The organism is Enterococcus timonensis (assembly GCF_900104595.1).
Taxonomy (GTDB): domain Bacteria; phylum Bacillota; class Bacilli; order Lactobacillales; family Enterococcaceae; genus Enterococcus_J; species Enterococcus_J timonensis.
In genome coordinates, this window is the sequence record NZ_FNVY01000004.1 from 899,032 (window position 1) to 918,135 (window position 19,104).

A 19,104-nucleotide genomic window follows, 5' to 3' on the forward strand; every position below is an offset into this window, starting at 1 on the left:
ACCAAATTTTTCTAGAATTTCGTTTTTTAATTTCAATTATAAAAATGGTTTATATTTTCTTCCAATCGGTGCTCTGTGTCCAGAACTTAAGGTAATCTCATTTTTTGAAAAATCAATCACTGAAACAAAATGAGGATTAAGCAAAAAAGACTCATGCACCCGCCAAAATTCAGTTAACTGATTCATTGAATTTTTGATTGTGGAACGAAACAAAAAAGTTTGTTGCAGCGTCGTTAGTTTAAGTTGATGGGCTCCATAAGTCTCAATCATGAGGATATCTTTTTTAGCGACAATTTCTTTTTTCCCAGGCAGCATGAAGAATGGATTCTTTACCATCAGCCTCTCTTGATAATCTTGTAAAACTTCGCTTAGAATATCGTCAAATTGTTGATTCTTATCTATCAATGTAAACACAGATATTCTAGCATTGATAATTTCTAATATACATTGTGGATAGCTAGACATAATGACAATCAAGCCTTCAGGGTCTTTCAAACGAATTTTTTTTGCAATTTCTATACCTGCTAGCTGATCATTATTAAAACATAAGGCTAACAGATACAAATTTAAACTTGAAAAGCCACTAGAAAACAACTCTTCATTAATAAAATTACAATTTTGAAAAACGATTAGTGACTTATCTTTAAATCCAAATCGATGAACAATTTTTTCAACTTTAACTCGGTCAGCTTCCTTCTCCTCAAAAATAAAAACTCCCATAGAAAACGTCTCCTTAGATGAATTGTACTCAATTGCATTTATATTGTAAAGTCACTTTTGTTCTATTTTAAAGGACTGATTTACGATCTCAAATCTTTTTTTGAAAATTTTTCTAGTATCGCTATAATTTTATTTGAATTTAAGCTTTTTTTGAATTCTAGGCTGGATTTGTTGCATTTTAGGACAAACTTTACATTTTATAGCGCCTTATTGATATACTTTATTGAAGAACAGATCGCGCAACTTTAGGTCAAAAGCTGCTACTTTTAATGATTTTAGTTGAAAAATTACAAACTCTGTAACTTAAGAAGGAGAACTTTTATGAACAAAGAAAATAATTCCACTTCATTTCGCTGGTCCAAAAAGAAAACTGGCTATTGTCTCATCGCATTATCTATTCTCATTTTTATTTTTCTAAAATTAATCAGCGCGCCACCACAAATAGTTCCTAGCGATCCGCAAGCCGAATTTTATGCCACTATTCTTAATTGCATTCGCTGGGTTGGCCTGGCGACAATTAGTTTCGTGCTAGGAGTGAAGCTTGCTTTTGGAAAAGAAAGTTCTAGCATTTAATTCAATTCATAAAGACTTTCCAACAATGAAGTTACTTTTTTTGATTTCTCTAATAAGGTTAGATTTTCTGGGAAGCGGCGCGTGATAAAGTAATAAAATAAAACATCTACGGCAAAAAGTTGGTTCATCAATGAAATAGTCGCCCCACTTCGTAACGGTGCTTCATTACTATCGGCGGTAACGAGCTTTAAATCCGCTAACCGACGTTGAGGATTATCAGAATCCCGAGTCAGTGATACAGTGGTGATGCCAAGTTCTTTAGCTAATTTCATCATCACTAGCCCCTCTTTTTTTTCACCGCTATTTGAAATACCAATAAAAAGCGCCGCCTGGTTGGAAACACTCATGGCTGTGGCTAAATTATGGGTATCCTGGATGCAAAAAACATTTTTTCCTACCCGTACTAATTTTTGTTCCAAATCTTGGGCGACAATAAAAGAGGCCCCGAGTCCGTAAATAAATATTTTTTGGCTAGCTACTAATTTTTTGGCCACTGCCTGAATATCTTCGTCGGCTAAGACTTGGCTCGTTTTTTCAAAAACAAAACTAGCGTTGGTAAATAATTTGTTTTTAATTTCTTTGACACTAGCTTGTGGCGTGATATCTGTTTGGGTTTCTAAATTTAAAGATTTTGAAAGAGCAGAAAGTTGAATTTTCAAGTCTAATAATCCTTTGGTACCTACTGATTTACAAAAGCGCACTACCGCAGCGGCTGATGAGTCACTGGCATTAGCAATTTCAGCGGCTGACTGATCTAAAATCTGTAAAGGATTGGCCAAAATATATTGGCCAATCTTTTTTTCTGAAATTGGTAAAGTTGGTATTTTTTCTTGAATAATAAATAAAATAGTTTGCATGAATTATTTCTCCTTATGTAAAAAGAGTGCGAAATCCGCACTCTTTCTTTTTTTATCAAAAACTTTTTAAGCTTGCATTTTTAATTCGGAACTTTCACTACCGTCAAGTTCAGTAGCTTCCATGGCGTCTTTTGGCACACCGAAGAAATAAGTGGCTAAAAATCCGCCTAAGTAAGCTGCTAATAAACCAAGAACATAACCCCACCAGCGACCATCAGGAATTAAAGGAATGAGTGCTACACCAGAAGGTCCAATGGCTGTGGCTCCAATATTTCCGATTGCTCCAATAACAGCTCCACCAATCCCACCACCGATACAAGCGGTTAAGAATGGACGGCCAAGTGGTAACGTAACTGCATAAATTAACGGTTCGCCAATCCCTAAAATACCAACAGGCAATGAACCTTTAATAATATTTGTCAGTTGTTTGTTTTTCCGACATTTAACCCATAAAGCAATCGCTGCTCCAACTTGTCCGGCACCAGCCATAGCTAAAACTGGCAATAATAATGTTTTACCAGAAGCTGCAATCATTTCAATATGAACAGGTGTTAAAATTTGATGCAAACCAAACATCACCATCGGCAAGAAAGTTGCGCCTAAAACAAATCCTGAAAAAGCTCCGCCGACATTTAAGACCCAAGTGATTCCTCCCACTAAGCCAGAAGAAACCCAACCAGCAATTGGCATAATAATGAAGATGGTTAATAGTCCTACCACAAGTAAGGAAATCGTTGGCGTAACAATAATATCAATCGCATTAGGAATTACTTTTTTCAAGTTTTTTTCAACTAACGATAAAATAAAGACGGCCAAAACAACACCAATAACGCCACCTTGACCGGCTGACAAATTTCCACCGGTAAAAATATTTGGTAGAGGCATTTCCGGATTCATCCCGGTTAAATAAACGACACCACCAATAATTCCCCCGAGACCTTCTGTAACACCAAATACTTTAGCAGCATTAATTCCGATATAAATATTTAAGTAAGTAAACAAGCCGCCTTGAATAATTTTTAGGACGGTCATAATATTTGTCCAAAAATCCGGATCAATCATGCCAGCAGTTAATAAGTTTTGAATAATAGAAGCAATCCCACCGATAATCCCGGCGCCCACAAAGGCAGGAATTAACGGAATAAAAATACTGGCAATCACATTTAACGCGCGTTTAAAAGGCGTGTTGTTTTTTTTCTTTTGCGCCGCCTTAATTTCTTTTCCCTTTTCCAGGCCAACGCCTAAATCCGTTTTTAAATCTTTGTCCAAATTAACATTTAACTGTTCGCCAAGTTTGATCCCAGAAAGTTGGCTCATTTCCCCGGCTACTTTTGCAGCGGTCCCGGGTCCAACCACAACTTGTAAAGTGCCGTTATCATCCACCACTCCTAGAACACCTTTGACAGCTTTTAATCCTGTCATGTCGACTTTATCTAAATCGGCAATATCAATCCGTACTCGTGTCATGCAGTTATATACTTTGTCGGCATTTTCCTTTCCGCCAATCGCTGCAAAAATTTCTTTGCCCATTTGTAATTCTTTGCTATCTGCCATTTTTTTCTCCTCCTTTAATTTTTATGATTGAACTGCTAAATGAATAAATCCTTTCCCTTTCTTTAATTTTTCTATCGCCTCCTCTTTAGAACAATCGGCTAAAATCATCACGATGGCGACTTTGACATTTTTTCCGGCTTTTCTAAATGTTTTTTCTGCGATATCTCGCGGGCAATTCGTAGCATCAATAATTATACCAATGGCTCGTTCTACTAATTTTTTGTTGGTCGGCAAAACATCCACCATTAGATTTTGAAAAACTTTACCGATGCCAATCATTGAGCAAGTCGATAACATATTTAAAATTAATTTTTGCGCCGTCCCTGCTTTTAAACGGGTGGAACCAGTTAAAACTTCGGGACCAACAACAACTTCAATGGGAATTTGAGCGAATTTTGAAATTTCGGCCGGTGCATTACAAGCTAGACTTACCGTTGTTGCCCCAACACTTTGGGCAAATTTTAATCCACCTAACACATAAGGTGTGCGACCAGAAGCGGCAATGCCAACGACCGTATCTTTTGCATTTAAGTTAATTTCGGCTAAATCCTGAGCACCAAGTTCTTGATCATCTTCAGCTCCTTCAACAGCGACGGTCATAGCTTTTGATCCACCGGCAATTAATCCTAGCACTTGCGTTGGATCGACACCAAATGTTGGCACACATTCTGCAGCATCTAAAACGCCTAAGCGCCCACTCGTTCCGGCACCAAAATAAATCAAGCGGCCACCATTTTCAAAAGACATGATAATTTTTTTGACAGCAACTTCAATTTGCGGTAACACTTGGGCAATCGCTTGGGGTACAAATTGATCTTCACGATTCATTTGTTGCAAAATTTCTTTGACACTCATTTGATCTAAGTGCATTGTGCTAGGGTTGCGGGTTTCTGTTTTTAATTTTTTTAAATCCATTTACTCCCCTTCTTCAAAAATTATTTTAAAGTGTCCACCAGGCTTAAGAACGGTTAATAAATCTAAATCGGCAGGAAAAATTTCTCCGACTACATTAACCTTTTCATCAGCTGGTAAATCAAATTTACAAATTTGTAGCTCGCCATTGTAACGCTGATACAATTGATTATCTATCGTAATAGCGCCAAATTTTCTTGCGACTGTATTTTTTGGTGGAATTTTTTCTAAACGACGACCGCCACTACAACGAATCACCAATTCAGCGGCATCAAAACGATTTTGCTGTTCTTGGGTTAAACCGGAATTTTTTTCCAGTTTTCCAAAATAATTTCCCCGCAGCATTAAAAGTTGATCTTTGAAATAAGCGGCAAATTGCTGTTGGGTGAATAATTGTAAATCTGGATCGCCTATATAAACGATATCAACGCCGTCATCAAGAAGTTGAAGCGCTTGAGCTAGCGGATGTTGATAGCGCGATTTTTCTAATGTCGGCAAACTAGCAAAAAGTGGTCCTCGTTTTTGACCGTCCCCACTAGCAAAGGCCGCCACTTGCCAACCCAAATCTCTTAACCACTGGTTTTTTCGGCAAAAATCTTTTTCTCCTAGACCTGTTTCGGGCCGAGGATAATAATTATGAAAAGCCACCATTTGACTCATATTTGCACCAAACGTCTGCAGCTGGTCCACATCATTTTGTGTAATCGTTGAAGCATTCAATGAAATTTCTAGCCTTTGACTTAGCTGAGCGATTTCAGTCATAGAAAATCCGTCGTCCACTCTCAGTCCGCTTATTCCTAATTTTTTAATTTCTTCAGGATTGTTAAGTCCAAGGTTTTTTAGTTGTTGCTTTGACGTATCGGCAATTAATGAGAGTTTCAAACTTTTGGTGAGTTTAACAAGTTGACTTAAATGCGCTAATATTTTTTCTTGCGGATCTTCTGGAATGTGAATCGATGTAAAAACATGGGTAAATCCAGCTTGAGCCATTTGCTGGATGTATTTTTCTTTCACACCACTCAATCCTTCATCTAAATAAATAGAAAATCCTAACACAATATAACCCCCTTTTGTTTCCGCTTTCGATAAATTGATTATAAATCATTTAAAATGAAATTTCAATATTTACTTTAAAATTCTTTTTTTATCTTCAAATTCACTTTATTTGAAATTATATTTCATTCCCCCCTTAAAAAAAGCGACCAAAATTTTGGTCGCAAGCTTTAAGATAATTGATAAATTTGATCAAAGTAACCTTTCGTTTCCTCATGCAAACTATGCGTGACGCAAATCACGGTTAAATCAGGATTTTCTAAAATATTTTTTTCTACAGCAATCGCATTTTGATAATCCAAGGCACTTGTTGCTTCATCGAGAATTAAAATTGGTTTTTGTCCTAGCAATTCTCTAGCAATGGTTACTCGTTGAATTTGACCACCGGATAAATTATTTTTGCTAGCATCAATGATCGTGTCTAGTTCTTGAGGGAGTTGATGAATAAATGGTGTAACTTGCGCGGTATCCATTGCGAGTTCAAGCTTTTCTTTAGAATAATCTCGTTGCAAAGTGATATTAAACAAGGCGGATTTTTTAAAAGTGATTGGCGTTTGGGAGACATAACTGATATTTTCAAACCAACTAGCTTGAGCCACTTCTTGAAAATCTTGTCCGTTCACTAAAATTTCTCCTTGATAATCTGGAAATCTCCCTGTTAAAATATTTAACAAGGTGGATTTACCACTGCCGCTCTCACCAATAATCGCGTACTTCTTTCCTTTTTCAAAAGTCATTTGTGGAAATTGGATTTTCGTTTGATTATAAGTATATGAAACTCCATTTAAGACTAATCCTTTTTTAAATGATGAGCAAAAAACGGTAGAATTTAGAACAGCAGATGCTGATAGACCGACCATTTTTAAATCAAACTCCGAGTCATTGGGCAACGGTGTTTTTACTCTTGAAGATGAGCAAGGATTTTTAATTTTGAAAGGTAATAAGTTACAAGTTCAGCTAGCCACACCAAATGAACTCATTTTACCAACTTATGAAGTTTCCAAATAGTTGCTCGTTTAACGCAAAAAAACTCCATCTGTAAGCAGAAACTTGCAGATGGAGTTTTTATGGCTCGATAATTTATTGGATTGACAAAGTAGATTTGGAATTTTTATTTTTCCTTTGCCTAATTTTATAAGAAACATATCACACAAGACAAAGATTAATTTTCCGAAGTTGGAGTTCTGAAATTTGTTCTTTCAATGGTTATTTACGGTTGATTTCTTTTTCAGCTGTGAATAGTAACCTTATTCAATTCATGGCTAAAATTTGATATTATTTTCTATTGACTTTTATCTCCGGCCCTTCTATACTCAATTTATTAAAATCGCTTTCTTAGGCGGTACATCAAAATTTTGATATCTTCATTGATTTTAATCTGTTTAAAGTTGTTTTTTTTAAGAAGTGCATTCATATTTTTTTGAATTAAATTTTGGACTAAATTAATGGTAAGAAACTTTAAAAGAAAGGAGAATTTTGTATTCTTATGAAACTCTACTTACAAAGTATTTAAATAAATGATAAAGGATGATTGTTTAATGAAAAAAATTTTTGGCGCAATTTTTACTATGGGGTTTTGTTTAAATTTGTTACTCTTCCCTTCACAAGTTCATGGGAATGAACCCGAAATTTCAACTGTAAATTCAATTGTACATTTAATTGAAAGCACAGAAAATGATTCTGATTTTGATTTGTCTGCCTACAATGTCTGGATTGTCTTTAGCATATGAATCATTCAGTCAATAAAAACAATACTTTTTCAATTAAAACAATGGAAAAAGTTGTTTTATCCTTACTATTTTTGATTATTATAATACTATGTCTAGCTCATAGTACCCCGAAATTAGCCGTCCGTTCGGCTTTACTTTCAAACGGTGAATTTAAAGCTGCCCTAACAGCCAAAGTTGAGAAAGCAGATTGGCATTTAACCGTGATGGGCGATGAAGTGGTCTACGTGGTTACTCCGCCGAAAAAAAATCCTCAGCTCAAAATAAGGCATGATCAATTTGAAATAAAACAGTTTGTTTTGTATGGGGCACATTATTTTAGTGGCCCGTAAGAATCGGATAACAAAAAACCTCCATCCTCAAGCAATGTGCTAGAGGGTGGAGGTTTTTATTATTAATTATTTAAAGCTTTTATTTAATATTTAAAGCTTCTTTTGCTGAATCAGTCAATACTGTAAATGCTGCAGCATCTGTTACGGCAAGGTCAGCTAACATTTTGCGGTTGATATCATTGCCAGAAACTTTTAAACCATGCATTAATTTAGAATAGCTTAAGCCGTTCATCCGAGCAGCCGCGTTGATCCGAGCGATCCATAATTTACGGAAGTCTCTTTTCACTTGACGACGGTCGCGGAAAGCGTAGTAATAAGAATTCATTACTTGTTCTTTTGCTGTTTTAAATAATGTATGTTTGGAACCGTAATACCCTTTTGCTAATTTAAGTACTTTTTTCCGCCGTTTGCGGGAAACTGTACCACCTTTAACACGTGCCATGTTTGTTTCCTCCTAAAAATTCAAGTTTGAATTGCGACTTAGCGCATTTGTGATAATTGTTGGCGAATTCGTTTGAAGTCGCTATGTGATACCATGCTTGCTTTGCGCAATTGACGGCGTTGTTTTTTAGTTTTCCCATGGAACCGGTGACTAGTATATGCGCGCCAGCGTTTTAATCCTCCGCCACCTGTCCGTTTGAACCGTTTGGCAGATCCGCGGTGTGTTTTTTGTTTTGGCATGACTTTATTCCTCCTCAAAATCTATCAGGGTTTCCCCAAAATGTTTGCTACTTGTCGCTTTTTGGAGCGAGTACTAAGAACATTGAACGGCCATCCATTTTTGCTTTTTGCTCAACAGTGGCTACTTCAGTTAATTCTTCAGCTAAACGATCCAAAACTTTTTGACCAATTTCTTTGTGGGTAATGGCACGTCCTTTGAAACGGATAGAAGCTTTCACTTTATCGCCTTTTTCTAAGAATTTCCGTGCGTTACGCAATTTCGTGTTAAAATCATTGATGTCAATCGAAGGGCTTAAGCGCACTTCTTTAACGCTGACGATCTTTTGATTTTTACGGGCTTCACGTTCTTTTTTTTGTTGCTCAAAACGGAATTTGCCGTAATCCATGATTCGCGCAACAGGTGGTTTTGCCGTTGGTGCAACTAAGACTAAATCCAAGTTAGCTGTTTCAGCAATTTTGAGAGCTTCGGCTTTGGTTTTGACGCCCAATTGATCACCATCGGCCCCAATCAAACGCAACTCCCTAGCACGAATGCCGTCGTTTACCATCATATCCTTTGCTATGGTCATTCACCTCCAAGTATTTTGAGAGAAAAAAGAACAGAAAAAAACGAGTTCTTCTCAGAACCCGCCCAAAAAAATTCCCTAAAAGGAAAATTTCATATCTAGCCTGGCGAAACAATTTCACCGAGGCGAGAAGCGGGTGCTCCTGCTTTGATTTCTCAACTTTACAAGTATAACAAGTTATTGATAAGTTGTCAATAGTTCTTAAAAATAATAAGTGGGCAAAGTCGAGAATTTTTGCTACACTTAAAAAAATAGCTCGCGGGCAATCCTGCGAGCTCCTTATGGAAAGGTCGAATTATAATGGAAGAAAAAAAATTATACGAAACAATTGTCACTAATCGCGCGGGCATTAAAGGGGTCGTTGAGATTAATAACGGTGAAGACTTTATCGTTAGCGGACCACGAGATTCAGCTGCGGGCACGAATCCAGAACAATTAATTGGCGCATCTCTTGCTACTTGTCTCAACGCTACTTTAGAAGCTTTGGAAGCGCGCCGGCATATAGATCATAAAAGCTCAGTAGAAGTGACGATAACTTTGCATCACGATACGGAAGGTTATCAATTTTTTCTAGACGCTTTAGTCACCATCCCCCACGTTGACCAAACAGTCGCTGCAGAAATGTTAGCTGAAGCAGAACGCCGCTGTCCAGTGGCCAAATTATTACAAGGTTCCGCTAATGTTCGGGTGCATCTATGAAAAAATTAATGGCACCGACTTTACCAACTCATTTTTCTTCTGTTTCTGAAGTTATCAGTGAAGAAATTTATGACGGCATTTCTTTAAGCGGAAATTTTGCAAAAAAAAGCAATCAAAATATCACCTTGCGCTCCAGTCATATTACCAATGGTCAAGTAGCTAGTGTGCAATTTAGAAATTTTTCCACCACCGATGTCCTGATTGAAAATACAGATTTGTCTAATGTGGATTTTTCCGGCTGTTCTTTACAAAAAACAGCTTTTAAAAATTGTCGCTTAATGGGTGCTAATTTTTCGGAAAGTTATTTGGAAGATGTGACTTTTACTGATTGCCAAATGGATTTTTCTGCCTTTAACTATACGAAAGTAAAATTTATAAGTTTTACGAGTTGTCAATTGAAAGAAAGTGAGTTTTACGCGTTGACTTGGCAAAATCTCACTTTTAAACAAAATGATCTAACTAAGGCTAGTTTTATGGAAACCAAGTTAGATAAACTTGACCTGACGCATAATACTTTTGAAAGCTTACAATTTTCTCAAGCACTAATGAAAGGCGTGATTTTAACGCCAGCGCAAGGAATTATTTTTTTAAATTTATTAGGGATTGATATTCAATAGAAGAAAAAGAAAAAATCGCCGCCTAATTTTACTTAAGCGGCGATTTTTTTCAGTAATCTAAATGCGCAAACTTTAATTTTTCGCCCGAATTTCAGCTAATTTATTTTCAATTTGTTGCCAAACAATTTCTCGAGCAGCTTCGTCTTCAACAAAATTATATTTATCTCCGTCAATTTCTAACTTAGGACTTTGATCGTAATTTTCGTAAAATTTTTCGTAACGGTGATTTAATTCTTCATAATAATCATAAAGTGTTGGATCGAAACTCAATTGTTCGTAGGCTCTTCCACGTTTTTCAATCCGCTTAAGCATTGTTTCAAATGACACTTTAATATGAATCAACAATTCGGGATTTTTTTTAAAACTCGCTTGTGGGAGTTCTTCCAACATATTTTCTAGTAAGGAATCGTAGACCTCGACTTCTTCATTAGAGGCTCGACCTAAATCGGCATTTAAATGAAACAATAGTGAATCTTCATAAATCGAGCGGTCCAACACGGCATTATCCTCGGAACTAGCTTGTTTGATACTATCAAAACGTTTATTTAAAAAATAAATTTGCAATAAAAATGCATATTTTTGGGGATTAGCATAAAATAAAGGTAACACTTCATTGTCTTCAATGGATTCGTAATAAGCGGCACCTTGTAATTTTTCCGAAATAAATTTCGTCAAACTTGATTTACCGGCGCCAATGGTTCCTGCTAACACAATCACGGCAATTCCTCCTTAGAAAATAGATCCTATTTACTATAAACGTTTAAATTTCTTCTGTCAATTTCAATTTTTCACTTAAATTTAGTCAATCAAATATCTTTTCTAAGTATTTTTTGGTAAAATATCAAAGCATGTATTGAATCAGTTATGTTTGATTGAAAGGGAAATAATAGTTTTCTTAAAAGTAAAGTTGCGTGCGGGAAAATAACTTCTGGAGGGAAAAATGGAAAAAAATTTAATTGAAATTTGGGGTGATTTGGTTTCCCAAAAAGATTTACTCATTAGCATCGCCATTTCTTGTCTTTTAACTTTCGGTGCTTATTTTTTAGCGCCTGACGATCAAACAATCAAATTATTTGCCGGATTATTAGGTGCGGTGGCAGGCTTTATTCTTTCCACAATCATAATTAAACCAAAACGAATCGTTACTACCGTCCCTTCCAAACAGGAGGAAAAATAATTATGAGTCTTGTTTTGTTAGGACAAATGTTTTTGGCTTCTATTTTGGCGATTGTTTTTTATACTTTTATTGGCTTTATTCCTGGCACCGATGAAACTTCCGTCTTAATGCCGGTGACTTTGGCCTTAGTGTTGGCCGGGGTGGCTCCGATTGTCGTTTTGACTTTTTTTATTGCTGCCATTGTTACTTTGAATTTAATGAACGCCATCCCCACAGCGTTAGTCGGTCTTCCCGGTGGCGTCATGTCTACACCGATGATGGAACATGCTTTGTTTTTAAAAGAGCAAGGCTTAGCGGCTGTCTCCATTAAAAAAATGGCCACCGGTGCCATTATTGGAACGGCCGTTTCTATTCCCACTAGTCTTTTGTTAGCCAACTTATTATTGCCATTTGCCAGTGTTTTAAAAGATTATGCTTCGCTTCTTTTTGTGCTTGGCGCCATTTTTCTAGCCTTAATCGGCAAAAATAAAATTTTAGCTTTAATTGCCATTGTTCCTTTAGCTTTATTATTTCAAGGACTGCGGGAACTTTATGTAGCGATTGGCGCTGTTCCCCCAGATAAAACGGTGACGATATCCTTTTTCTTAGGAATTACTATCGGCCCTTTACTAATGAAATTATTACAACTTTTAAATGCCAATGCCAATCGTGCACTGCCGAGATTTGCCAAACGACAAGTCGCTGTTGATTTAGTTGATGATCGCGCTAGTTTACGGCATCCATTAAAAACAATTACAAAAAAAGAAGGACTCATTTCCGTTTTAGTAAGTTTTGCCGCTAATTTTTTATTTGTTTTATCGCCAGTTGGTTTGACCATTTTACTAGGAGAAGCCAGTGCTAAAGGTGAAAAAAATCCAGTAAAAAAAGCTGAGATGGCCATTACTACCATGTCAGCCTTAAGTCATGCCACTTATTTGTCAGGATTAATTATTCCTTTAATTGCCTTAGGGATTCCCCTGTCGCCGGTCGCAGTTGGTCCAGCCAATGCTCTTTTCAATGCGCCGCCCGTCTTTACTTTAGATCACAACTTGCATCATTTATTAAGCCGCGGCGAATTTGTAGTGGCTATTTTAATGGGGGCAATTTTAGCGGCGGTCATCACTTATTATATCGCCATGCGCTTTGCTTCAAAAATCACTTTGTTTGTTTTACAAAAGATTCCTCATGAAGCCATTCTCGGCTTGTTCGTCGCTTTTATTTTGCTGCTAGCTTATATGGATGCAGGATTTGTAAATATTTTTGGCGTTTTACTTGTGGGCATCGTTTGTGGTACGTTAAATCAAATGGGTGTCAATTACGGGGTGCAATTTATGGTGCTTTATGCCGCGCCATTTATCGCCCAACATATCGTCTAGGAGGATGGAAATGAAAATTGGATTAGGTAAAGCCACGGGTAAAATTATTTTAATTGGTGAACACGCGGTCGTCTACGGACAACCTGCCATCGCCATTCCTTTTTTGGCGACAAAAGTCTTAGTCGATGTCAAAAAAAATGGCGACGAAACTTTTGATTATGTAGAAAGTTTATATTACGATGGTCCTTTGCATTTGGCGCCGTCAAGTTTAGAAAATATTGCTGCAGTAGTCGCTGGGGCCAAAAAAGAATTAGGTATTACAGCTGGACTTTGGTTAACGATTGAAAGTTCCATTCCACCAGAACGGGGCATGGGTTCTTCTGCGGCGGTAGTCAATGCGGTGATTCGCGCTATTTTTTCTTGGGCCGATGTTTCCATCGATGCAAAAAAATTAACAGAAATTGCCAATTTCGGCGAACACATCGCCCATGGAAATCCTTCCGGCATCGATCAAGCTACGACTGCCGACACCAGACCGATTTATTTTGTGAAAGGTCAATATTTTCAACCATTTTCCTTACATGTCGATGGCTTTTTAATCGTCGCTGACTCCAACTTAAAAGGACGGACCAAAGAAGCGGTCAGTGATGTGGCTACTTTATTAAAAAATGAACCTGAGAAAAAAATCTTATTGGAACAATTAGGACAAGCTACTGAAGAAATGAAAATAGCATTAATTAATAATCAGCTGGAATCCATTGGCCAGCTGATGAATCAGGCGCAAAAAATTCTTCAACAATTAACCGTCAGCAACGATACTTTAGATGCCATGATTGCTCTTGGTTTAAACGCCGGGGCTTTAGGCGGAAAATTAACTGGCGGCGGTCGCGGAGGCTGTGTGATTTTTGTTAGCCCAACAATTAAAGAAGCTTTAAAAATTCAAGCCGCGCTGCAAAATTCCGGCTATAAAACGTGGATTCAAGATTTAAGGGAGTTGAATAAATAAATGACTAGTTACGCCAAAGCGCATACCAATATTGCCTTGATAAAATATTGGGGGAAAAAAGATCCTCAACTGATGTTACCTATGAATAATTCAATTTCTTTAACTCTTGATGCCTTTTACACGGAAACTTGGGTAAGCTTTCAAAAAGAGTTAACTAGTGATCGTTTTATTTTAAATGAAACAGTGCAAGATACTAAACAATCAAAAAAAGTCGTTAAATTTTTAAATGAAGCGCGGGCAATTTCTAAAACAAAATTATTTGCTGAAGTAAAAAGTATAAACCACGTCCCCACCGCAGCAGGCCTTGCCTCTTCGGCTTCTGGTATGGCGGCTCTCGCTGGAGCTACAAGCCTTGCTTTAGGTCTTCCACTCGATGACATTAGTCTTTCTCGTTTGGCTCGCCACGGTTCTGGTTCGGCCACTCGTTCTATTTACGGCGGATTTTCCGAATGGCAAAAAGGTTCTGACGATGCCACAAGTTATGCGGTACCTTTAAAAGAAGATTTATCCGATTGGGATTTGGCGATGATTTTTATTTTAATTAATGATCAGCCCAAAAAAATATCATCCACGGCCGGCATGGCCCACACCGTAGAAACTTCGATTTTTTATCCCGGCTGGCTTAAGGCGATTGATGGCGATTTAAAAGACGTGCGCCAAGCTATTTCTGAAAAAAATTTCACTTTGCTAGGTGAAACGGCTGAAAGAAATGCCTTACGGATGCACGCTACTATGTTAGGCGCCAATCCTCCTTTTACTTATTTAGCTCCTGGCACACTTACCGCCCTAGACATTGTCCAAAAATTGCGTGAGCAAGGAATTTTAGGATATTGTACAATGGATGCTGGACCGAATGTGAAAGTCTTAGTGGAGAAAGCAAATGTTAAAACTTTCTTAGACGCGCTGTCTGTCACTTTCCCCAAAGAAAATTTAGTGGTAGCATTTCCTGGTAGAGGAATTGAATTAAAAGAAAAATGAAATAAATAACAGAATCGAATACATAAAGGAGTCTTCATTTTTATGATAACAGTTTCCGCACCCGGAAAATTATTTATTGCTGGTGAATATGCCGTTGTTGAACCCGGGAATCCGGCCATTATTATTGCGGTGGATCAATTTGTCACCGTCACATTATCCAGTGCCCAAGTTCACGGCAGCATCAAATCGGCGCAATTTAGTAATTATCCGGTTTATTTTAAACGGAAAAATAACGCGCTTGTCGTTGATAAACGTGATAATCCTTTCCATTATATTTTAGCAGCTATTGATATCGTGGAAAATTATGCCCGCGAAGAAGGCAAAACATTAGAATTATTTCATTTGCAAATTGCTAGCGGACTTGATAACGGCAAAGGGACAAAATACGGTCTCGGATCTTCTGGAGCTGTCACGGTGGCCACCGTCGAAGCGCTCTGTCTGTTTTATCAATTGCCGTATAATGAAATGATTTTATTTAAATTAGCGGCGCTCGCTCATTTGTCGATTCAAAATAATGGATCATGTGGCGATGTAGCGGCTAGTGTTTATGGCGGTTGGTTGGCTTTTTCCACTTTTGATCAAGAATGGGTCCTCCAACAAATCGAAAAAATATCTTTAAAAGAATTATTAAATACTCCTTGGCCAAAATTAGCGATTACACCCATTACACCGCCAGAAAATTTACAACTTTTAATCGGTTGGACCGGCACACCAGCATCGACTGCTAATTTAGTCGATCAAGTCCAACAAAGTGAGCAAAAAGATGCTTATCAAATCTTTTTACAAAAAAGTAACGCTTGTGTCAACGCTTTGATTGCTGCTTTTGCTGACAAAGATTTAACGAAAATTCAAGAAAAAATTATTGAAAATCGGCAATTATTACAAAATCTTTCCCAATTATCCGCCGTAAATATTGAAACGAGTGCTTTAAATCAATTAGTCGAAGTGGCGGATGAATTTGGTGGGGCGGCAAAATCTTCCGGTGCTGGTGGCGGCGATTGCGGCATTGCTATTTTTAAAGATGCCAACACGTTGCCCTTCGTTCAATCCGCTTGGGAAAAAGTCGGCATTTCCCCATTACCTTTGCATGTTTTTTATAAAACTCAGGAGGATGTCCATGAATCGTAAAGATGAACATTGGCAGTTAGCTCTCGGGCAAAATCAAAAAAAACATAGCAATGATTTTGACGACATTCGTTTTATTCATGAAAATTTCCCGAAAATAAATGTGGACCAAGTAAAGTTAAAAACTTCTTTAACCGAAAATTTGTCCTCTAGCCTGCCTTTATACATTAACGCCATGACTGGTGGTTCCTTAGCTAGCAAGAAATACAATGAAGAATTGAGTTTGCTGGCAAAAGAATTTGATATTCCCATGGCGCTAGGTTCCATGATGGCCGCGTTAAAAAATCCTGAGCTAGCAGATACTTACACTATTGCGCGCGCGGCAAATCCTCACGGTATTTTATGGGGAAATTTATCTGCCGGAGCTACTCTTGAACAAATGAAAAAAGCCGTCGACTTAATTGACGCCGACGCCTTACAACTTCATTTAAATTATCCGCAAGAATTAATAATGCCAGAGGGCGATCGCGAATTTAACAATTGGCTGGAAAATATTTTTCAAGCTAAAAAAATTGGCGTGCCGATTATCGTTAAAGAAACGGGCTTTGGTATGTCTCGTTCAACGATTGCCGATTTAATGGAAGCGCAAGTTGATTTTATTGATGTCTCTGGAACTGGCGGTACTAATTTTATTCAAATTGAAAATGCCCGCAATTCTCATCATCCTTATGATTATTTAGCGGACTTTGGCCAATCAACAGTGGAATCACTACTAGAAGTTCCTGAAAAATCAGTGAATGAAAATTTTAAGGCGAAAATTTTAGCCTCCGGTGGCATCCGTAATCCATTTGATGTAGTCAAAGCTCAACGTTTAGGAGCTACTTCTTGTGGTCTTGCCGGCGCACTTTTACCGACCTTAACTAAAAAAGGATTACCCGCTACGATTGAGCTGCTTTCTAGCTGGCAAGAACAATTAACTACAATCTATGCTTTGCTAAATTGCCAAGTAGCTGCCGATTTAAAAGAGACAGAAATTATTTTTTCAAAAAAATTACTCAGCTATCAAAAACAACGCGGTTTAGTTTAACAAAAAAAAGACTCTCACGAGTCTTTTTTTGTCTTTTACGCTTCTGATGTTGGATCTTCAGAACTAGAATCTTCTAAAGAAACATCTTCTGTCGTGTCAGCAAGAGCGTCCTCGCCTTCTACTACATAAGATTCTTTATCTGCAGCAACGTTGGCTTTACTTGATTTCACCGAAGCCCGGTCAAATTCTAAATAAATACCTTCGCAATCCAAAGTTACAGTACCTTTTTCTTTATTGATTTCAAATAAAACGCCGTGTAAACCACCAATAGTGACTACTGAATCGCCGACTTTCATGGCGTCTAATTGATCTTGCCTTGATTTCTGTTGTTTTTTTTGTGAGCGATTCATCCACCACATCAAACCACCCAGAAAAATTATCGGAATTATTAATTGTACCATTTTTTTCACCTCACTTTGTTCTTTACTAACTGTACCAAAAAAGCACTTTCCTGACTAGTAAAATTTAACTATTTTACAAACTTTTCATACTTTTGCTAAAAATTCAAACGACAAATTTAAAAATTTGTCCAAAAGAAGTGAAAAGTCAACAATTTTTCTACTTTGTCTGAGGGCAAGTCTTATTTCTTGCAAGCGCATCGATTTCTTGTTATAGTATAGATGTAAGGAAGGAAAGGTTCTGCAAGTTAAGAATTCGAATTTCTCGAGTAACACCGAACACCAAGTTGTTTGATCTTTACGCTTCACCTTTTCAACAACTCTTCAGCGAGATGTGAAGAAACAATGCTACTGAGTACCATGAGTGACGACGAATGTTTTCACCGGATGTAGTGGTTAGAACTAGATACCACGTAATAACGAGATCAGTAACGCCAATTCAAATTGTTAAGTAGTGTCAAGTTCCAAAGAAAAATCAGTTTTATGTTTTGGTTCAAGAAATTCTGTTTACTTTGCGTTTCCTGTAAGGTTTTAACTTCTTGACTCGCATTCCTTCCGACATCTTTCCCGCTCTGGCTATTCGAGAAGCCAGGGCGGTTTTTTTGTTTTAAATTGTTTTTAAGTAATTTTCAAAAAGAATAGTAAATGCTTGATGGTCAGCGTTAGTAAAAGGCGTTGGCCCTTTTTGATGTTTGCCACTTTTTTTCAACATCTGTCCAACAAATCTGGTTTGCAACAAAAAATCAATCGTCTCTTTTTGATATTGGAATCGTTGATGGAATACAGTGACGCCTTTTGCCAAAAGCAAACTAGCTAAGCCGTAGTCTTGCGTCACACAAACATCTCCTTTTTCAGCCAGAGCAACAATTTTATAATCGGCGCTGTCGGCTCCGCGATCGACATAAACGGTCGAGAAATCAGTAGTCTGATTTTTTTGTGAGTAATGATCAAAACTAGTGACTAACGTGACGGGTACCTGATATTTTTTAGCCAAACTAACAATTTCTTTTTTCACGGGACAACCATCGCCGTCAATTAAAATTTTCATCGTTTGCCTCCTTGAACTTTAAAAAGATAAAAGAAAAAAAGAACCCGCGAGGGGTTCTTTTTTTGAATGCAGTATCTTCCGATATGACGTCTCTTCCACAAAATTCGCCAGACAACTCCGTCTTGGAGGGTGCATGCCCTGTTTATGCTTCGAAAATGAAACTATCGACTCATCGCATGAACTGATTCTAACACAAGTTTAGCCCACTAGCAAATTTACTTAGATTTTAATCATTTTTTACTAAGCCAGTTTCAACCAATACATACCCTTGATCAATGGGCGTGCGGCGAGAAGAAAAAGCTTTAAAACCAAAATGTTTGAAAATATCAATTCCCATTTGATTTTCATGATTAATCCAAATTTCGATTTCACTTAAGCCAAGTCGAGCCGCTTCTTCTTCAAAGTAGCTTACAATTTCGTGGGACAATCCTTGACCCCGCATCGTATACGTCAAATATAATTTATCAATCACTAAAGCACTCTTCGTTTCATGATAGGCGGTAAAGCCAATAATTTCTTTGGAATCTTGACTGCGAATAAAATAATAAGCGACTAAACCTTGGGAAATTTCCTTTTGAATTTGCGCTTTGCTTTGCTTGGTCGCTAAAAAGCGTTCCACTTTTCCTTCACCCATAATGGGGCCATAATATTGAGTCCAGACCATTTTTACTAAGTCGTGCAAGGTGTCGATTTCTTTACGGGAATCAATTGCTTCTAAATACATTGATTGCATGTTGCTCGCCTCGTTTCTCAAATTTG

General features: G+C 37.4%; 24 protein-coding genes and 1 other annotated feature. Of the genes, 11 read left to right on the forward strand and 13 right to left on the reverse strand.

Annotated features, from left to right (window positions below):
* Nucleotides 1-36 precede the first annotated feature (36 nt).
* Nucleotides 37-720 carry a response regulator transcription factor gene (locus BQ5341_RS08995; RefSeq protein ID WP_071131652.1) on the reverse strand — a complete coding sequence of 228 codons (684 nt, stop codon included), beginning with the start codon at nt 718-720 and terminating at the stop codon, nt 37-39.
* A gap of 321 nt (nt 721-1,041) precedes the next feature.
* On the opposite strand from BQ5341_RS08995, the gene BQ5341_RS09000 reads away from it, so the two are divergent.
* Nucleotides 1,042-1,293 carry a hypothetical protein gene (locus tag BQ5341_RS09000; RefSeq protein WP_071131653.1) on the forward strand — a complete coding sequence of 84 codons (252 nt, stop codon included), beginning with the start codon at nt 1,042-1,044 and terminating at the stop codon, nt 1,291-1,293.
* Here BQ5341_RS09000 and BQ5341_RS09005 read toward each other — a convergent pair.
* The 5 genes from BQ5341_RS09005 to BQ5341_RS09025 form a co-directional block, all read right to left on the reverse strand.
* Entirely contained in the window at nt 1,290-2,150 is an 861-nt protein-coding gene (locus BQ5341_RS09005) for a MurR/RpiR family transcriptional regulator (protein ID WP_071131654.1), read from the reverse strand. The genes BQ5341_RS09000 and BQ5341_RS09005 overlap by 4 nt on opposite strands.
* Before the next feature lie 66 nt (nt 2,151-2,216).
* Nucleotides 2,217-3,704: a PTS transporter subunit EIIC gene (locus tag BQ5341_RS09010; protein ID WP_071131655.1), complete on the reverse strand. Its 1,488-nt coding sequence runs from the start codon at nt 3,702-3,704 to the stop codon at nt 2,217-2,219.
* A gap of 21 nt (nt 3,705-3,725) precedes the next feature.
* Complete coding sequence (gene murQ / locus BQ5341_RS09015) at nt 3,726-4,619, reverse strand: N-acetylmuramic acid 6-phosphate etherase (protein ID WP_071131656.1); 894 nt, start codon at nt 4,617-4,619, stop codon at nt 3,726-3,728.
* Nucleotides 4,620-5,672 (reverse strand): MupG family TIM beta-alpha barrel fold protein, encoded by a 1,053-nt coding sequence (locus tag BQ5341_RS09020; RefSeq protein WP_071131657.1) that lies wholly within the window; start codon nt 5,670-5,672, stop codon nt 4,620-4,622. It abuts the gene before it with no gap.
* 167 nt (nt 5,673-5,839) lie between these two features.
* Nucleotides 5,840-6,529: an ATP-binding cassette domain-containing protein gene (locus BQ5341_RS09025; RefSeq protein ID WP_071131658.1), complete on the reverse strand. Its 690-nt coding sequence runs from the start codon at nt 6,527-6,529 to the stop codon at nt 5,840-5,842.
* 678 nt (nt 6,530-7,207) lie between these two features.
* Between BQ5341_RS09025 and BQ5341_RS09030 the strand changes: the two genes are divergently transcribed.
* Both BQ5341_RS09030 and BQ5341_RS09035 read left to right on the forward strand, forming a co-directional pair.
* Entirely contained in the window at nt 7,208-7,399 is a 192-nt protein-coding gene (locus BQ5341_RS09030; RefSeq protein WP_071131659.1) for a hypothetical protein, read from the forward strand.
* The gene (locus BQ5341_RS09035) at nt 7,396-7,728 is read left to right on the forward strand and encodes a YjcN family protein (protein ID WP_071131660.1); all 333 of its coding nucleotides are present in this window, start codon (nt 7,396-7,398) and stop codon (nt 7,726-7,728) included. Before BQ5341_RS09030 ends, BQ5341_RS09035 begins: the two co-directional genes overlap by 4 nt.
* Nucleotides 7,729-7,807: 79 nt before the next feature.
* Here BQ5341_RS09035 and rplT read toward each other — a convergent pair whose 3' ends face one another.
* The 3 genes from rplT to infC are packed head-to-tail and all read right to left on the reverse strand — an operon-like array spanning nt 7,808 to nt 8,978.
* A complete protein-coding gene (rplT, locus tag BQ5341_RS09040; protein ID WP_071131661.1) occupies nt 7,808-8,170 on the reverse strand; it encodes a 50S ribosomal protein L20 in 363 nt (120 codons plus the stop codon).
* A gap of 38 nt (nt 8,171-8,208) precedes the next feature.
* The gene (gene rpmI / locus BQ5341_RS09045; RefSeq protein WP_071131662.1) at nt 8,209-8,409 is read right to left on the reverse strand and encodes a 50S ribosomal protein L35; all 201 of its coding nucleotides are present in this window, start codon (nt 8,407-8,409) and stop codon (nt 8,209-8,211) included.
* A gap of 47 nt (nt 8,410-8,456) precedes the next feature.
* The gene (infC, locus tag BQ5341_RS09050) at nt 8,457-8,978 is read right to left on the reverse strand and encodes a translation initiation factor IF-3 (RefSeq protein ID WP_071131663.1); all 522 of its coding nucleotides are present in this window, start codon (nt 8,976-8,978) and stop codon (nt 8,457-8,459) included.
* Nucleotides 8,979-9,004: 26 nt separating this feature from the next.
* Nucleotides 9,005-9,129 (reverse strand) — a sequence feature (ribosomal protein L20 leader region).
* Between the two features lie 146 nt (nt 9,130-9,275).
* On the opposite strand from infC, the gene BQ5341_RS09055 reads away from it, so the two are divergent.
* Both BQ5341_RS09055 and BQ5341_RS09060 read left to right on the forward strand, forming a co-directional pair.
* Nucleotides 9,276-9,674 (forward strand): OsmC family protein, encoded by a 399-nt coding sequence (locus BQ5341_RS09055; protein WP_071131664.1) that lies wholly within the window; start codon nt 9,276-9,278, stop codon nt 9,672-9,674.
* The gene (locus BQ5341_RS09060; protein ID WP_071131665.1) at nt 9,671-10,291 is read left to right on the forward strand and encodes a pentapeptide repeat-containing protein; all 621 of its coding nucleotides are present in this window, start codon (nt 9,671-9,673) and stop codon (nt 10,289-10,291) included. Before BQ5341_RS09055 ends, BQ5341_RS09060 begins: the two co-directional genes overlap by 4 nt.
* 72 nt (nt 10,292-10,363) lie before the next feature.
* On the opposite strand, the gene BQ5341_RS09065 is transcribed toward BQ5341_RS09060, so the two are convergent.
* Nucleotides 10,364-11,014, reverse strand: a complete 651-nt coding sequence (locus tag BQ5341_RS09065) for a deoxynucleoside kinase (RefSeq protein WP_083378660.1) — start codon at nt 11,012-11,014, stop codon at nt 10,364-10,366.
* A 217-nt stretch (nt 11,015-11,231) separates the two neighbouring features.
* On the opposite strand from BQ5341_RS09065, the gene BQ5341_RS09070 reads away from it, so the two are divergent.
* Genes BQ5341_RS09070 through fni form a run of 6 tightly spaced genes read left to right on the forward strand, consistent with a single transcriptional unit; the run spans nt 11,232 to nt 16,899 of the window.
* Nucleotides 11,232-11,468, forward strand: a complete 237-nt coding sequence (locus BQ5341_RS09070; protein ID WP_071131667.1) for a hypothetical protein — start codon at nt 11,232-11,234, stop codon at nt 11,466-11,468.
* A 2-nt stretch (nt 11,469-11,470) separates the two neighbouring features.
* Nucleotides 11,471-12,823 (forward strand): tripartite tricarboxylate transporter permease, encoded by a 1,353-nt coding sequence (locus BQ5341_RS09075; protein WP_071131668.1) that lies wholly within the window; start codon nt 11,471-11,473, stop codon nt 12,821-12,823.
* 10 nt (nt 12,824-12,833) lie between these two features.
* Entirely contained in the window at nt 12,834-13,769 is a 936-nt protein-coding gene (mvk, locus tag BQ5341_RS09080) for a mevalonate kinase (RefSeq protein ID WP_071131669.1), read from the forward strand.
* A complete protein-coding gene (mvaD, locus tag BQ5341_RS09085; protein ID WP_071131670.1) occupies nt 13,770-14,747 on the forward strand; it encodes a diphosphomevalonate decarboxylase in 978 nt (325 codons plus the stop codon).
* A gap of 42 nt (nt 14,748-14,789) precedes the next feature.
* Entirely contained in the window at nt 14,790-15,875 is a 1,086-nt protein-coding gene (locus tag BQ5341_RS09090) for a phosphomevalonate kinase (protein WP_071131671.1), read from the forward strand.
* Entirely contained in the window at nt 15,865-16,899 is a 1,035-nt protein-coding gene (gene fni / locus BQ5341_RS09095) for a type 2 isopentenyl-diphosphate Delta-isomerase (RefSeq protein WP_083378661.1), read from the forward strand. Before BQ5341_RS09090 ends, fni begins: the two co-directional genes overlap by 11 nt.
* A 35-nt stretch (nt 16,900-16,934) precedes the next feature.
* On the opposite strand, the gene yajC is transcribed toward fni, so the two are convergent.
* From yajC to BQ5341_RS09110, 3 genes are all read right to left on the reverse strand, one after another.
* Nucleotides 16,935-17,300: a preprotein translocase subunit YajC gene (gene yajC / locus BQ5341_RS09100; RefSeq protein WP_071131673.1), complete on the reverse strand. Its 366-nt coding sequence runs from the start codon at nt 17,298-17,300 to the stop codon at nt 16,935-16,937.
* A 604-nt stretch (nt 17,301-17,904) separates the two neighbouring features.
* Nucleotides 17,905-18,345: a YaiI/YqxD family protein gene (locus BQ5341_RS09105; RefSeq protein ID WP_071131674.1), complete on the reverse strand. Its 441-nt coding sequence runs from the start codon at nt 18,343-18,345 to the stop codon at nt 17,905-17,907.
* 226 nt (nt 18,346-18,571) lie between these two features.
* Entirely contained in the window at nt 18,572-19,078 is a 507-nt protein-coding gene (locus BQ5341_RS09110) for a GNAT family N-acetyltransferase (protein ID WP_071131675.1), read from the reverse strand.
* Between the last annotated feature and the right edge of the window lie 26 nt (nt 19,079-19,104).